Here is a 16178-nt window from a genome sequence, read left to right as displayed (position 1 = left end):
GTCATCCTTCTCTCTTAAGCGTTATCCAAACTGCCAGCCGAGCAGATTCCAATAGTAGAAGAAGATCGTCAGTACGATAGCCGAAAGCGTCACTAACGTGTAATGCACCCGCTTCAGGGCGGTCCAATACTTATTCTTCCAAACCAGTACAGCCGAGATCAACATTGCCAAGGTCAAGCCCGCCATAATGATTGGCATAACCAGACTGACAGATAGCAAAGGACAGATACCGCTGAGCTTCTGCATAATGTCCATGGACATAATAATCATAAACAGAGTAATAAAAGACAACAGCGCCCAAACGGAAGTTCCCGCAGATAACCGGATGGCCCGCTTTTCGGGGAGCGTCATCGCCTTGAACCTGCGTCTGAAGAAGATAGGTCCAGGCAAGGCCGTGAGGAAAATGAATCCGACGACACCAAGCAGTATGAGCCAAAACTCACTCTGATCCAAAAGCGGCGTACGCTCCAGCGGCATCTCCGGAGCCATGTCCAGAAGCATATGTGTCACTGTGCCAGACTCATCCGTAAGGAAGCCGATCTGATCAGTCCCTTCCTCCAGCTGGAACAGGTTAGGGGCAATTGCTCTGTACAGCTGTTGTTCACTGCCGCTTCCCAAGGATATCTTGTTATCCACAACCGTAACATTCAGCTGGGCAAAAAAGTTAAAGAACTTGTCAATATCACTTATGTTGCGGCGTGTAAATTGATAGGAGCCGGCATATTTCTGCACAGATTCCGCGGAAGCGGAGAACTCCGGCTGCTTCACTTCGGAAGCGGGATAATACCGGTTGAACAAGGCCTGGACCAGATTAGCCGCAGCTTCGCTGCCTTGACCGCCATTGTAGGATAAGAAAATCCCCAGTTGCTTGGCAGGCGCGAGATATAATTCCGTATTGAACATGGGATCGGAGCCGCCATGAGAGATTATTCTCACCCCGTTCACCCGCTTCTCTGCGAATCCGAGAGCGACTCCCGGCAGGCGCTTATCGAGCTGAAATGCCGTTGAATGCATGAATGCGGCAGTCTCAGGCTTCAGAATCTGCCCGCCGCCATATTTACCGTTCTGCAGATGCGCGATCATGAAATGGGCCATGTCTAATGCAGATACGGTACCCGAGCCGGCAGGACGAAATCCGCCCTCGAAGGTAGGTGTGCCTGGAATAAAGCTGCCGTTCTCGCTGTTATACCCTACCACCTGGTTAGGGATGAATGACTCCGGCAATGGCTCCACGACCGTCGAATGCTTCATGTCCAGCGGATCGAAGATATTCTTCTGAATATAATCATTATAAGGAATACCGCTGACGTCCTCCACGATCATCCCGGCAAGCGTGGCTCCATAGTTAGAATAGGCACTCATCTCACCGGGCGGTCTGATCCGGGCGAGCATATGTTTATTGAGTGTCTCCGAGATGGAACCGGGCAATCCGGCAGGATCAGTGACGATCTGATAACCGACCCCGCCCTCTTCAAAGCCTGCTGTATGGGTCATCAAATGACGCATGGTGATCGGTTCAGGATAAGTGGCAGGAATCTTCACGGATTTCAGATAGGTGTTAATGTCCGTGTCCAGATCAATCTTCCCCTGTTCCACCAGTTGCATCACGGCTGTCCAAGTGAACAGCTTGGTCGTTGAAGCGATTCGGAACATGCTGGTGGCAGGGTCAACCGGAGCCGCTTGCTTCAGATTGGAACTTCCATACCCTTTGCCCAAAATGATCTTCCCGTCCTTGACGATAGAGACCACCGCTCCGGGAATTTGCAGCCGGTTCATATACTCTTCCATCATTCCATCCACAAAGGCAGTCAGACCCGCCGTATCCTCAAGATTGGCAGGTGCTTCAATCCGGGACCCCGGTGAAGCGGCTTGCCCCGTCTCCGCATTGGCATGTTTCCCGGGAAATATAAGGCCTGCGCCTAACCCCAGTACAGCCAGCATAGCCATACCGACGATCAGCTTCTTTTTCATGAATATTAACATTATTACCCTCCGCATCATCTGTCTATTTAAGGTTGAACTTCATCCGCCTAACACTTATAGAGATTATCAGAGTAGTGTGAATGGAACGTTAACAAGACTATAAATGCTTCAAGAGCAGGTTCATTAGCCAAGAATTTTCATTGATCGAAGGATAAGGTTTCTTACAACAATTATGCCTATAAAACTGAGAACTTAACATACTTACTTCGTTGCTGCCAGGATTCAGTGGAAAAAGGAGTGCGCAAAAAAGAACGCCCGCTCTGCCGGGCGGCAGCTTGGGACGTTCTTCGTCTTATGTACAGGGAATTAAATGTCTTCTTGATCGCCAGACATCATTCAGCTTCGGTATAATTTTAAACGATTAATTTCTTTTCCACACTCTCACATTGATTAGATAATATAAAGTCATAAGGGATTGAATTACTAAAATACCCAGCGGAAGTACATAGAGCATTTCAGCCTGATATTTTTGGAAAAGCTCAAAAGATACTACAGCATATCCTCTAGGTTCAACACCTTGTAACTCCACGAAAAGAAACAGAAGTAAACTGCTTGGAATGACCGTAAATAAAAACCAGGTGATTTGGTCGCCTCTCCTATTAGCCCTAATAAACAATAAAGAATTAATAAAACACATGCAGAAGGGCAGGAAGTAGGTTTTGCAAAGTAATATTATTATTCCTGTTGCCCATCCCTCAATTCTTATCTCAAGAAAATAGATTAAAATCAGATGTACTGCAATTGCTGCTAACATATAAAGAACGGCTTGGTATATTGGCTTTATGAATTTCCCCATTGTCTTTTCTCCTTGCTAACATTGTATGAGGCAAAATGATTATTCTTTGGATAATATCATGATCCACATTGAAACCCACAAGACTAACTGGATGACCGAATAGATAAAGGGGAAAAAAAGCATCAGTTCTAAATAACCTTGTTCAAAATGCAATTCAATAAATACGGGTTCGCTCGGCTCCGCGCCCGCAATTTCTTTTATTTTAAAAAGGATGGCCGCACTGGGAAGCAAACTGGTCAATAGCCAAATCAGATTATACCTGATCTTCTTCGTTTTCAACGACCTCATACAAGTTGCATACAACAAAAAAACCGGAGCGCAATATGTCAATGCAATTTGCAGACCCCCTACTTCCTCCCATTCACCCTTTTTTAAATCCAAAAAGAAAATAATTACCAAATGAATAATAACCACCACTACAACCTGCGCTAGTCCTTTAATCCTAATAATCGTCCGCTCACTCAACTTATCTCCCCCGAGATTATATATATTTTCCTTTTACACCGAATATCGGATTTGGCTCTTGATTTATGTATATTAAATAACGACAAAAAAGGAGCCACGTACAAATACGGCCCCAACTAATTCAATATTTATATTGTTCATCTATTGAGAAGACCTCACAGGCAGAACCAGGATTGCTCTACTTTAACTTAACTGCATAGTAGTCAGGCAAGTATCATCACTCTCAAACGTGGAAATCTCAGACTGGGCCTTCTTTCCCTCATGCGTAATGGTCATCTTATAGTTCTGATCACGCGGCAGCCATAGGTCGATGAAGCCGTTCGGCTGTGACTTGACGGTCTGGTTCATGATCTCCTTACCGTCCGCGTCTTCGATCGTTACCCCGAAGGATTGGCCGACCATCTCTCCCTGGCAGCCGGTCAGGCTGTGCGTGGCACAGGGATGTGTATTTTGCACATAAGGGGCAACCGACAGGAAGAACTCTTTCTCCGGCAGCCCGTAGACTGCTTCGTTAGAACCGCCGCTATCTACAATAAGCTGGGTAGAGGTAATCGAAGCGGACTCTGCCGTCAAGGTGCGCGAGCTGAAGTCAGCCACCATTTGCTTGATGTTTTGACTGCTGCCCGGAGTTGTGGCAACTTCCGTTGTCTTCGCTCCCCCGCTTCCCGCGTACAGATAGATTCCTAGCGCAGCAATCACCGCACAGGTACCTGCGACCAATTTATTATTCATGATATAGATTCATCTCCTTGTAGATGGAATTCAGCCCATTTCTTCCCGCAAATCATGCTCCATGAACAGAATATCACGTTTCATTTCCTTCATGCTAGCTCTGGAGATCCGTCCGGCCTCGAACATAAGTTGAATGTTATCACGTTCTAGCTGAATCCCCGCGCGGGACAACTCGTGCAGCGACTCTTCGAACTCCCGCTTCGTAGCAGAGATAGACTCCTGCCGGGTCAGTCTGAGCCGCCCCCGCTCATAACGAAGAATCAGGGAGCTAATTACCTCAGGCTCCATCTCCCCCGTATTCTGCAGCTCTCTCAGCTGTTCAAGAACGTAAGCGAAAATCCCGGACTGTAGCCGGTTCGATTCCTCTCGCCGCTCCTGCGCGTTTAAGCGGACCTGCTGAATGACACCTGTGATTTCTTCCCAGCTTTTGAACGGAATCAGGTCATTCTTGTACTGCGGATCACGGGTGTATATGAACAGCTGCCGGTTCAGGCGGTTCAGATAGCGGTATGCCGTGTACGGATTCACCTCGTGCTGCTTGAGCGCATGCATGGTGTATTCCCGCTGCCACTTGAGTGCTGTCACCCCAAGCTTCCGTTCCATTTCCTCAGCGTCTTCATTCTTCTTCAGCAGGCGGATTCGGGCATTATAAGTGCCGGTCAGATGATTCAAAGCCATGCGGGACTGATCCGTAGCCTGCTCATTTAGACCGGCAACCACGCTGCGCAGGATTTCAATTTTGGCCTCCACCTCTTCGGCATTATGCTCCGCTTCATGATCGGAGCCAAGCAGCAGCGGCAGCAGAAAGTTAGACGCCAGCAGGGTCCACAGAATGACACCCGCTGCCAGGAAAATAATCAGGTCCCTGGCCGGAAAGTAGGAACCGTCATCCAGGAAAAACGGCAGTGACATCGTACTCGCCAGAGTAATCGTACCGCGGACCCCCGACAGCGTGAGAATGAGCGCCTTCCTGAACTCCAGCTTCCAGGGTCCCCGCGGCTCCTCCCCTTCGGGAATATCCATGACCAGCATCCAGACCAGCCTCAGACCGAGGACAGCAGCGGTTAATAGCAGGGTATACAGGATAACCTGGATATTCCCTATATCCGGGTTGTTCCAGACGGTCTGAATAATCTCCGGCAGCTGGGTACCCAGCAGCAGGAAGACGAGGCCGTTCAAAACAAAGATAATGACGGACCAGGTGCTTTTGGACACGACGCTTAGCTTGGCTACCTCAGGATTCATCTGCTTGTATCCGAAGGAATGGGCGATCCCTGCACTTACCACCGCTAGAATTCCATTGACCCCAAGCTCCTCAGCGGCCATAAAAATAGCAAACGGCGTCAGGATCTCAATCAGCATATGTAACGTGACATTCTCCATCCCGAGCCTGCGCAGCCACCGGACGATCCCGTATTTAATGAGCGTGAGCACAAGGCCCAGCACCACACCGCCTAGCGAGATGCCAATAAAGCTCAGACTGGCCGTTTTGAAAGAGAATGCTCCTGTTACCATAGCCGCGACTGCAAATTGAAAGGACACCAGACCCGACGCGTCGTTAATCAACGATTCTCCTTCAAGAATCTGCATCGTCTGATGGGGGATTTTCACTTTTTGCTCCAATGCGCCTACAGCGATCGCATCCGTAGGGGCCAGTGCCGCAGCCAGCGCAAACGCAGCAGCCAGGGGCAATACCGGCAGCAGCCAGTGCAGGAAATATCCCAGCACTCCTACCGTTAGAAAAACCAGTCCCAGCGCCAGCAGCAATATCGGCTTTTTCAGCTTCCATAAGGCCACTTTATCGGCAAGCCTGCCGTCATTGAACAGTAAGGGGGCAATGAATAATAAGAGGAACAGCTCCGGGTTCAGCTCCAGCTCGAAATGTAGAGGCAACCAAGTCAAGGCCATACCCAGCACAATCTGAATGATCGGCACGGAGAGCGAGGGGATAAACCGGTTCACCAGATTAGACAGCGATACGGCTGCCAGCATCAACAAAATATACTCAAATAACTCCAAACGAACAAACCTCCATCTCTGCACTTGCGTGTGCAGGTACTAAATTACGTTATGTATGTAAACTCAGTATAAACGATCTGGGAGGAAATATCCTCTGGGTGGTGGACTATAAAGCATCTATTGCCGCTCGCCCATGTGCCAGCGTATAATGAGCTCAGACGAAGAACGTCCCAAGCCATCACTGGCAGAGGGGCGTTCTTTTTTTGTTAACATGAAGGAGGAAATACATATGGAGTTTGAAAAAGCGCATCAGCTTCTATTAGAACGGCATTTGTCAATCCGATCAGGGGAGCGAAGAGGCCGGCTGTCACGGGGGCACCAGTATGCTGAGAAGCTGATGCTGCGCAATGTCTGGTGGCCGCTATTTGGAAACCTGGATGACCTGCATCCGGAGTATGAAGTCTACGACTGGAACCGCAAATCACAGTTTCTGGATGTTGCATTTCTCCCGCCATACGGGAAATTCGGTCTGGAATGTGACGGATATCAGAGCCATGTGAAGGATATGGACCGGGAGAAGTTCAGCTATTCGCTGAACCGGGATACTTTTCTGAATGGATTGGGCTGGAGGATTATACACTTCTCCTTCGATGATGTGCAGAATCGCCCGGAGATCTGCCGTATGCTGCTGCAAATGGTCATTGCCCCTGCATTGCTGCGGATTCCGTCCGGCCCGTCTCTTTCACCGCTCGAACGGGAGATCGTTAGACTATCCTGGAGTCAAAAGAAGGGATTACGTCCCAGAGATGTGATGCTGCAATACAATGTGAGCTTCCGTACGGCGCGTAAACAACTGCAGGAGCTGGTCCACAAAGGGCTGCTGCGCCCTGTCATGCAAAATACGTATATTTGTTATTATGAGCCTGTGCAGGGGGTGCCCTATATGTATCAGTAAGTGCTGATGACTCGCCTTGGGTGAACCGCTCTGAACATAGGTAAGCTTCATGAGTAAATCCTCAGTATGCAATTTGGCGGGGATTGTAGCGGTTTGACAGTCCAACAGCCTTAATAATGTTGCAGATATTGCAACTTGGCTATCTAGATACTGGGGTGTGCGGGAGAATTGTTGCAGGAAATGCAGGAATCTTAACGTGAAGTTACTTAGATGCGGAGTATTCCTGCTTTTTGTGCAACATTTTCTGATTATGGCCCCTTAATGAGAGGCAATGTTGCATTATGTGCAGGAATTGTAATTGTGCTGCCGCCTCCACTTCCAAATCAGCAGGGGACGGCACAACGGACGGTTCAGCGCATGGCCTGCGGATAGCTCAATGAATAGCTCAGCAGATGGCTCAAGGGGTGCCTCAGCGCATGGCTCAACGCATGCACGCTCACGCACAGAAGAACAACCCGCCTATTTCATAAGCGGGTTAACCTCCTGTTCCATTTGTGCGAGCAGCTTCTCTACAGTAGAAGTTTGTGTGTAGAGCCCGTCCATCAGCAGCTGGATCTTCGTATCAATCTGCTGCCAATTCTTATGCCCCGGTGCGATGCGGGCAGTGGCGATCTGGTCGAGAACCGCCCGCTGAATGCTCTCCGGTGAAGGCTTGGAGGCTACCCGCAGGAAGACATCGGATTCCAGCACAGACTTGCGTGACGGGACAAAATACTGCGCGGAGATGCTCATGGACCCGGCGCTGGTAATGAACTTGAGAAATTCCGCCGCTTCAGCCGGATGCTCCGTCTCGAATACGGACACTCCCGCATAACCGAGGGAAGTCCCTGCCCCCTTAATGCCCGCCGGCATCGGGGCGATATCCCAGGCAAAATCGGTGACCGCCCGGGCTTTGGAGGTATAGCTGTAACGGTCCGTATACATACCGATCCGGCCGCTGTCGAACGTCAGCTCATCCCCGGGCAGCGGGTGCACCTTGTTCTTGAACATCATATCGCTGTATAGCTGCAGCGCTTCCTTCCCTGCGGGGGAATTCAGCGCAAACGATGCTCCCCCGCTGTCAAACAGCTCTGCCCCATGCGACCAGAACAGCGGCAGCAGCGCATCCGACCAGTTGTTCCAGTCGCGGACCAGCTTCACACCGTAGATGCCGCGCTGCGGGTCGGTGATGCTTCGCGCCGCCTTAAGGAACTCCTCGTAGTTCCATTTCCCTTCCTCATACAGCTCCGTTGGCGTCTTCAGGCCTTTGGCAAGGAACAGGTCCTTATTGTAATAGATCAGTACCGGGGGCGTAGAGAACGGAATTCCGTACAATCGGTCCTCCCGCCTGAAGATATCGAGTGTAGACGGATAAATATCAGCGTAGTTGTACTCGGCGTCATCCTCGACCTCTGCTGCGATATCCACCAGCTGGCCCGATTCCAGTAACTGTGGAATCATCCGTTCCGCCAGCCAACCGGCATCCGGGGCCGTACGGGAGGCCAGCATAATCGACAGCTTTTGCTGGTAGTCGGCAAAAGGAATCGTCATGATCTCTACCTCTATCCCGGAATGAAGCTGTTCAAATTCATCCACCAACCCCTCAACCATCGCTTTCTGTGCATCATTGCCCCAGATGCTGAACTTCAGCTTCACAGGCTCCTGCACCCCAGCCATCATATTTCCTGCTTCATCGTTCCCCGCTGCCCTCTCAAGCGCTCCGTTTCCTGCACCTGAGGAGCAGCCTGTAGCCAACAGCACCGCAGCCATCAGACCTAGCAGCCTTGTCCGCATCCTTATGCCTCCTCCTGTCTGTCCCCGGCGGGGCCGGTATTGTTCATTGCTTCCCAGTTCATCGGCAGCCGCAGCGAGACCGTTACGCCGCGCTCTGCCGTGTTATCCAGTGTCAGGCCGTAAGGCTCTCCATAGAGCAGCCGCAGCCGCTGATGGACATTGCGCAGCGCGAACCCCTTGAGTATCCGGCCGAAGCCTCCCTGCTCCGCATCGGCTGCGGCCCGGGGCTGACGGCCATATAGCTGTTCTTCAAGCTCCAGCATCCGTCCGGCGGTGATGCCCCGGCCATCATCCTTCACCGACAGAATCAGGTCCTCTTCCCTGGCAGAAGCCGTCAAGGTGAGCTGCAGCCTGTCTTGTCCCATCGCATGTTCAATGACATTCTCGATCAGCGGCTGGAGAATCAGCTTCGGCACCATACAGTAGTCGAAGGAAGAATCAATGTGAATGACGGCTTGCAGCTTGTCACCCAGGCGCATGCCCTGAATGCGCAGATAGGCTTCCACAAATTTCACTTCATCCAGCACATACACCATCTGTTCCCGGTGGCCTACCGTGTAGCGCAGCAGCTTCCCCAGACTGGTCACTACACCGGAGAGCTCGCGGGTATTGCCCTGCAAGGCCAGCATGTTCACCATCTCCAGCGTGTTGTACAGAAAATGCGGATGAATCTGGCTCTGCAGCGCCAGCAGCTCTGCCTCCCGTTCCTTCAGCCGGGTCTCATAGACCTCTTTGACCAGACGGTCGATCTCGCCGATCATCGTATTGAACCCCTCGGTCAGTTGCCCGATCTCATCGCTGGTGGTGACCGTCGCACGTTCCAGGAACAGCCCCCGCTTCACCTGTCTCATCTTCGACTGCAGGTGGGCAATCGGCTTAATCAGGCGGCTGGACAACAGGATGGCTGCCGCATAAGCCGCCATCAAGGCAACGATGGACACCACCAGCGTAGAGTTGGTTAACTCACGGGCATCCTCCCGGAGCTGCGCACGCGGAATCAGCGAGGTGACCTTGAGTCCCGTGTATGAAGACTCCGCAGAGGCCGTAATATACGATTCGCGTGAGTCGGGAAGCTTGCCAGCCCCAGAGTACAGGACCACCTGATCCTTGCCTGTAATCTGCAGCAGGCCGCTCCCGCTGGAGCGGACCGTCGAGACAATAGAACCGAAGCCACGGGGCATCAGATCCACCTTGACGATCCCTAGCATAGCATGAGTGTATGGCTCACGGATGACTCTGGCTACAGAGATCACCCCCTGCTTCGGCTCTGTATAATAAGCGGCAGTATGCGGAGGAAGGATGGCCAGGCCGCCGTCCTCCTGCTCAATGGTCTCCATCCATTCTGCCATGCTGCGGTCCCACCGTTTCCGCACGCTCTGATCCAGATTGCTGAAGATTCCGCCGTCATTGGTGAACACCAGAATACTCTCGATCTCCCCCCTGTCAAAAGCCAGAGAAGAAATAAACAGATTCATCTTCAGCGTCTCATCCGTGCTCAGATAGGTGCTGGCGGGTCCCGCGCCCCTGTGCTTCCTTAGAATCTGCATCATATCCTCATCGTAGAGCGGCGTAAGGGTAAGCCGGTCCAGCTCCTTAATATAATGCTCCAGGTTAATACTGATCTGGCTTACGACCTGATCGGACAGCTCCACCGTGCTGCGTTCTACTCCGGCGGTGTATTTCTTATAGCTGATGGTGCCGATAACCACAAACGGAATGGTGATCAGCAGGCAGAATAATATGATAAATTTGGTGCGCAGCGGCACATAGAGTGTTTTTTTATTGGTTCCTTTTCTGAACGGCATGTCAGGCAGCCTCCCGGACTCTGATTCCTTACACCAAGATAGCATAATTTGAGGATGAAGTCAGAGCCGTTCGCCAGGTGTATTTACCAGCGGGAGGCAGCCGCTCAGAGCATCCGGCTCAGCCGTTCTCAAGCTCCTTCGCCCAAACGTATGTCTGCCTCCAGAATTCGGCGGCTGTGAGGGTGCCGCTGTGAATCATATAAGCGTAATCCAGCAGATTCGGCAGGCAGGGCAGGTCCAGGAGATAACGGCTGAACGCATGGGCGGCAATCTCCGAGGTCCGGGTCACGCTGGCCCGGATACGCAGCGGCCCCAGAGAGAGGCTGCTGATGTCATCCAGCCGCTTGTTGGTGTATCCCAGCTCCGTGAATTCCAGATCGTGGAACAGCTCATGGGCGAGATGAATGTCGGTAACTTCCTTCAGGCTGAAGGAACGGCCGGGAAGCAGCACACCGGCACATTGCCGCAGCTCCTCCATGGAGGACCGGTACAGTGTAATGATGCGTTCCTTATCCGACAGCTCAATCTGGGCGCGGAAGCGGATCTGCCCGATGGTGCCCTTCCGTTCATTGAGATTCACCCGGATGCCCCTGTCCCTGCAGATGGCTCCGACATCCGTGCCATAGCGGGCTTTGAACGCCAGAGCCTGCTCCTTCCCGATGGCCAGCGGACGCTCCACATAATAACGCCGTTTGCCCTGCGGTATCCGGTGGAACAGCAGATCATTCTTCAGCTCGGCATAACCCAGCACGCGGTCGTCCGGCACGGTGTTCGCTGCGGTCTTCATCCTTAGGTACACCTCCTACTGATAGACGACAGCGAGCATCTCGCTGTTGTCCTCAAGCAATTGTGTTTCCACTTCGAGAATGGAGAACAGCTGCTCCTTGGTCTGCATCCCGGTCAGATCGAGCATTTTTTCCTTATAGAAGATGAAGGTCTTGGGGATCGTGGCATTGGCGTCCGAATAGATCGTATTCTCTTCCAGGAACGAGGCGAACCGGTCGGCCATATTTTTCTTCAAAAAAGCCAGATGATACGCATTCGTCTTCTTGAAGCGCACCACCCCCTCACGGTCCAGCACGCCGACATGGCTGAGCTTCTTCTTGACCAGCCCGAACATGGACTTCTTAATCTCGCTGGACTCGAACAGATACCATCTGCCGGAGGCTGCCTTCAGCTCCGTCTGCTCCGCCGGCTGGCCCAGCGCATCCGCCGCCGTCCGCATCAGCTCATTCACCGGCACCTCGCGGCTGGCCAGATCCTTCGAGCGCAGCTCGGTGGAGCCGGTGGCAATCGCCCGCAGAATATTGCGCTGGGAGTCAATCTCGATCGTGACATCGACCGTGGATTCGTTCGCCCCGGACTGGACGATTTTGTCCATAATCTCTGCCCGGATCAGCTTGATATCCCGCTCCGTCGCGCCGACGACAGTCTTCTCAATCTGCTCGCGGACCATCGCCATCCCGACGCCAATCGTGGAGATATACGGCGCATTGTTTGCAATCTGGTGCTTGAAGCCTTCCTTCGCAGCCATGGCCGGGACCAGAACCGCTCCGCTGCCTCCGCCGCCTACCAGCGTAATGAATCCGGTGTCCAGCTCATAATCGCTGATCATCTGATTCACCACCGTCATCACCTTGCGGATAGCAATATCCATCGCGGCCCTTGCCGCCTCCTCGGCAGACATCCCCAGATGGGCACCCAGCGTCTGCCAGGCGATCCGCGTGCTCTCCATATTCCCGCGGGCATAATCCGTCTCCGGCACATGGTTCAGCAGATTCGCCGCTCCTGCCAGGGTCAGCGCATATTCATGTCCTCCCCTGCTACGAACCGTGACATAATCCGGGTCTCCTTCGCGCGGACTGACAAGACCGATCGCGGGCTGCTCCAGATTCTCCTTGCCGGTGAAGCATTCGTATTCCAGACCGGCGATATGTGCGCTCCGCGGTCCGACATCCGTGATCTTCCCCCCGCCGATCTGGATCATGCTCCCCCCGGCCACGGCCAGCGTCCGCACATCCAGCGAGCGCAGATAGGTCTTATGCCCGCCGACCTGAGCATTCTCAATCATCACCTTGCCGTTCTTAATCACGGAAATATCCACACTCGTACCTCCGACCTCGAAGAAAATACCGTCCGAGATCTTCTCATACATAAGGGCGCCGGCCACTCCGGCCGCCAGCCCCGACAGCATGGTCAGGATCGGACGCTTGCGTACCTCGTCGATGCTCATGACCCCTCCGTCACAGCGCATGATCATGAGCTGGGAGGTAATTCCCGCTTCTTTGACAGCCTGCTCGGTCATATTGGCCGTCTCCATCATCTTGGGGATTAGGCTCGCGTTGACGACTGCTGTGCGGGTCCGGGTCTTCAGCCCGTAGAGCTGGGAGATCTCATGTCCGCCGGTAGCGTACACTCCCCGGCTGCGCGCCGCTTCCATCACCCTCAGCTCATTGGCCGGATCATCGACACTGTAGGCTTCTGAAGCTACAATGACCTCCGCACCCTGGGCCAGCAGCTGATCAATCGCATCATCAATGGCTTCTGCCGTAAGCTCCCTGGAGTCAATGAATTTGTGATAAGTGGTCAGGAATTTCCCCGCAGCCAGCTCGATATCCGCCACATTGGTCTCGGAGCGGGCACTGCGGGCATCCAGCCCCGTGCCCATCCCCACGATGCCTACACGGGCAACATCCCCTTCCAGCAGCGCGTTGGTAGCCTGCGTAGTCCCGTGGGCGATGAACTTGATATCACCGGGAAGAATCCCGTTCTCGCTCATAATCCGCTGAATGATCTGGACAATCCCGCTGGCGACTCCGCGTTTGTCGTGGTGCGTGGTGGGCATTTTGACTTTGGACAGCACCTCAAAGGTCTCATTGTCTATCGCAACTGCATCCGTGAAGGTTCCTCCGACATCAATGCCGATTCTGATCTGTTTATGGTTCATAGCAGGTTCTCCTCTTCATGAAGCTTAGGTCTCTACAATCCGTGGTTCACTTGCCGCAGGCTAAAAGGCAATCATACCCGCGATAATCATCGAGATCATCACCGCAACGAACATCCACGGCAGCGTCTTGCGCAGCGTCTCAATAATATCTGTCTTCGTGTAATCGGCGATCCAGACATTATGCGAGTTGGTCGGATCGCTGACAGCCTGCAGATTGCTCACGATACGCAGGGCGAGCATCGCTGCTACAGGTGCCATGCCTCCGGCCACGATCAGTGCCGCGATTCCGCTGCCGAGCCCCCATACATTGAGCGGTCCACGGTAGATTGCGAGCGGAGACAGCAGTGTGAAGACGAGAATGTACATCAGCGGGCTGGTCGGAATAATGACTTCGATCAGCGGCTGGATTAACGAGGCCACCTGGGGCGCAGTTACCGCACTGAGCAGCATCCCGATTCCGATCATCAGACCCAGCGCACCGGCTACATCCTGAATGCCTTCCACCAGCGCACTCGACAACACATGGAATGGACGCTTAGGGGTGGCCAGCAGCAGGGTGACCAGAGCCCCCATGAAGACCGCCGAGACAATATCCACCTTCAGGAAAAACACGAGCAGCACCGGAACAAGCGGACTGATGAGCGCAATCGCTCTTACGTTCTTGCTGTCCTGAGCCTGGAATTCCGGCTTGAGCGGCATCGCCCAGGCGCGGCGGACCTTGCCGTCTTTGCGGGTATAATAGACGATCATAATCAGGGCAATCACGATCAGCGGGACGGCACAGACCAGCGAATAAGAAGCAATCGTGTTCGTCGGCACCTTCAGCACATCGGTATAGATCGCCCAGGTGGAGACGTTGAATACCACGCCGACCGCATTCGCCAGCAATACTACCAGACCGCTTACAAAGGGCTTAAGCCCGGCTGTCAGCATAATAGGAATAGCGATGGTCCCGACCAGAATAACCATACCCAGGCCGTTCGCGGCCGAGAAGATTACAGAGGCGGCGAGGAAAAAGATAATAGCAATCGCCAGCGGCTTGTCACCCGCCAGCTCCGCTGCCTTGCGGATAATGGTCTTGGTGATGCCGACCTTGCTGAGAATCTGGCCGAACCAGGCGCCGAAGATCAGTCCGGCGATGGCGGTAGACAGCTTCATGGCTCCGCCTGCAAGCACACCCTTCGTGATGGTGAAGGTGTCCGGGTTATCCGACAGGAGCGGGATGCCCGCAATGGCGGCCAGCAGAATCGCCATCATCGGCAATGCCAGCAGCGTGGTCAGCTTGCGGGTCATCATCAGGCCCACAAACACAATGAATACAAGTAGAATTCCGATAATTTGAACGGTTTCCAAACCTATTCCTCCTAAAGTTTTATGAGTAATATACGTTGTTATAAGAACTAAATTACACTTCCAGATAAGCGCCGTGTGCCATAAGCGTCTCCTGCAGTCTCTTATAGTCCACCTGCTGCACTGGAACTCCTGCTTGTACCGCCAGTGCCGCCGCTGTGCCGCCCGCTTGACCGATAGCCCCTACCGTTGGCGTTGTCCGCACAGCTGCCTGGGCTTCAAAGGTGGCCGAGAGGCATCTTCCGACGACAATCAGGTTGTCGATCTCGCTGGTGATCAGGCAACGGTAAGGGATGCTGTACATCGCTCCCCATTCCAGATGATCCGTTGCGGTTCCCTCGCCGTCCGGGCTGTGGATATCTATCGGGTAGCCGGAATGGGCGATCACATCGTCGAAGGGCTTCACCGACAGAATATCCTGCGCGGTCAATGTATACACACCCTTGATCTGGCGGGAGCCGCGGACGCCGATGGACGGACCGGTGGAGACGACTACAGAATCTTCAAAGCCGGGAATAACCTTTTTCAGAAAAATCTCCAGCTCCCGGCACTGCTTGCGTCCTTCAACCTCGGCCTCGCTGAGACTCCACGGGTCCGTGCTGTCCTTGCCGAGAATTCGCGTCGTGTTCATAATAATCTCACCGGGATTACTGGTCTCGAAGAACAGCACATCCTCTCTCGGAATACTGATCTCGCCGCGCGCCTTCGCTTCACGGAACTGCCGGTCGAAGCCTGCGACCGATAATCTTGCCGCCGAGTCCATTACGCTGATATCCTGGTTCATTCGCGGAAAGTCCTCACGATGCTCCCGGATATACGTCTTGATCTTCTCCGTGTCCACTCCCCTCATCTTCATCTTCAGGGTCATCGGCTGCGACTGTTCATCGGATTCACGCCCTTTGGTGAAGGGAACCCCGGACCATGCGGAGAGATCACCGTCTCCGGTAGCATCAATGAACACATCCGCCGAGATTTCGCTAAGCCCCGCTTTATTGCATAAGGTCAGCGACTCAATCCGTCTGCCCGATACCTTCGCCCCGGCAAGCATCGTATGGTACAGCACCTCGCCTCCGCTCTCCTGCAGCATCAGATCCAGCTCGTATTTCATCGCTTCGGCATCGAACGGTGTCACCGAATAGGTGTAGTTCGTCGCATCCGGGATATGTCCCGGCGATTTGCCCAGCGCCTGTAACCGCTGAATCAGCTCATCGGTAATCCCTTGAATCGCCTGCTTGTTCCCGGCATGAAAAGTCATCATCGGCCCGACCCCCGCAGCCGTCAGGGTTCCGCCGAGGAAGCCTCCTGCCTCGATAATCAATGTTCTGGCACCTGCTCTTGCCGCCGCGATAGCAGCGATGGAGCCGGATACTCCGCCTCCCGCCACAATAACCTCATAATTCCTCATCCTGGTTC

12 protein-coding genes are annotated in these 16178 nt (G+C 53.3%); 1 reads left to right on the top strand and 11 read right to left on the bottom strand.

Annotated features, from left to right (window positions below):
• Nucleotides 1-21 precede the first annotated feature (21 nt).
• The 5 genes from NST43_RS08145 to NST43_RS08125 all read right to left on the bottom strand — a co-directional run bounded on the left by NST43_RS08145 (nt 22) and on the right by NST43_RS08125 (nt 5995).
• Complete coding sequence (locus NST43_RS08145; protein WP_339223651.1) at nt 22-1971, bottom strand: serine hydrolase domain-containing protein; 1950 nt, start codon at nt 1969-1971, stop codon at nt 22-24.
• Nucleotides 1972-2344: 373 nt separating this feature from the next.
• A complete protein-coding gene (locus NST43_RS08140; protein WP_339223649.1) occupies nt 2345-2779 on the bottom strand; it encodes a hypothetical protein in 435 nt (144 codons plus the stop codon).
• A gap of 39 nt (nt 2780-2818) precedes the next feature.
• Nucleotides 2819-3244 (bottom strand): hypothetical protein, encoded by a 426-nt coding sequence (locus NST43_RS08135; RefSeq protein WP_339223647.1) that lies wholly within the window; start codon nt 3242-3244, stop codon nt 2819-2821.
• Nucleotides 3245-3427: 183 nt separating this feature from the next.
• Nucleotides 3428-3976, bottom strand: coding sequence for a CueP family metal-binding protein (locus NST43_RS08130; RefSeq protein ID WP_339223645.1), 549 nt, complete (start codon nt 3974-3976; stop codon nt 3428-3430).
• A 30-nt stretch (nt 3977-4006) separates the two neighbouring features.
• On the bottom strand, nt 4007-5995 hold the full coding sequence (locus tag NST43_RS08125) for a Na+/H+ antiporter (protein ID WP_209993441.1): 1989 nt from the start codon (nt 5993-5995) through the stop codon (nt 4007-4009).
• A 229-nt stretch (nt 5996-6224) separates the two neighbouring features.
• Between NST43_RS08125 and NST43_RS08120 the strand changes: the two genes are divergently transcribed.
• The gene (locus NST43_RS08120; protein ID WP_339223643.1) at nt 6225-6890 is read left to right on the top strand and encodes a hypothetical protein; all 666 of its coding nucleotides are present in this window, start codon (nt 6225-6227) and stop codon (nt 6888-6890) included.
• A gap of 459 nt (nt 6891-7349) precedes the next feature.
• Here the strand turns inward: NST43_RS08120 and NST43_RS08115 are convergent, their stop codons facing one another.
• The 6 genes from NST43_RS08115 to NST43_RS08090 form a co-directional block, all read right to left on the bottom strand.
• Nucleotides 7350-8663, bottom strand: a complete 1314-nt coding sequence (locus tag NST43_RS08115; RefSeq protein WP_339223641.1) for a sugar ABC transporter substrate-binding protein — start codon at nt 8661-8663, stop codon at nt 7350-7352.
• A 2-nt stretch (nt 8664-8665) separates the two neighbouring features.
• Nucleotides 8666-10468, bottom strand: a complete 1803-nt coding sequence (locus NST43_RS08110) for a histidine kinase (RefSeq protein ID WP_339223639.1) — start codon at nt 10466-10468, stop codon at nt 8666-8668.
• Nucleotides 10469-10586: 118 nt separating this feature from the next.
• Nucleotides 10587-11255 carry a hypothetical protein gene (locus NST43_RS08105; RefSeq protein ID WP_339223638.1) on the bottom strand — a complete coding sequence of 223 codons (669 nt, stop codon included), beginning with the start codon at nt 11253-11255 and terminating at the stop codon, nt 10587-10589.
• Between the two features lie 15 nt (nt 11256-11270).
• On the bottom strand, nt 11271-13415 hold the full coding sequence (locus NST43_RS08100; RefSeq protein ID WP_339223636.1) for a hydantoinase/oxoprolinase family protein: 2145 nt from the start codon (nt 13413-13415) through the stop codon (nt 11271-11273).
• Nucleotides 13416-13475: 60 nt separating this feature from the next.
• Entirely contained in the window at nt 13476-14768 is a 1293-nt protein-coding gene (locus tag NST43_RS08095) for a citrate transporter (RefSeq protein ID WP_339223634.1), read from the bottom strand.
• 52 nt (nt 14769-14820) lie between these two features.
• Nucleotides 14821-16170, bottom strand: a complete 1350-nt coding sequence (locus NST43_RS08090) for an FAD-dependent oxidoreductase (protein WP_339223632.1) — start codon at nt 16168-16170, stop codon at nt 14821-14823.
• Nucleotides 16171-16178: the final 8 nt, after the last annotated feature.

The organism is Paenibacillus sp. FSL H8-0332, assembly GCF_037963835.1.
Classification (GTDB): Bacteria; Bacillota; Bacilli; order Paenibacillales; family Paenibacillaceae; genus Paenibacillus_AQ; species Paenibacillus_AQ rhizoplanae.
The sequence above is the reverse complement of the archived record's forward strand: the minus strand, read 5'-3'. Positions and strand labels throughout refer to the sequence as shown.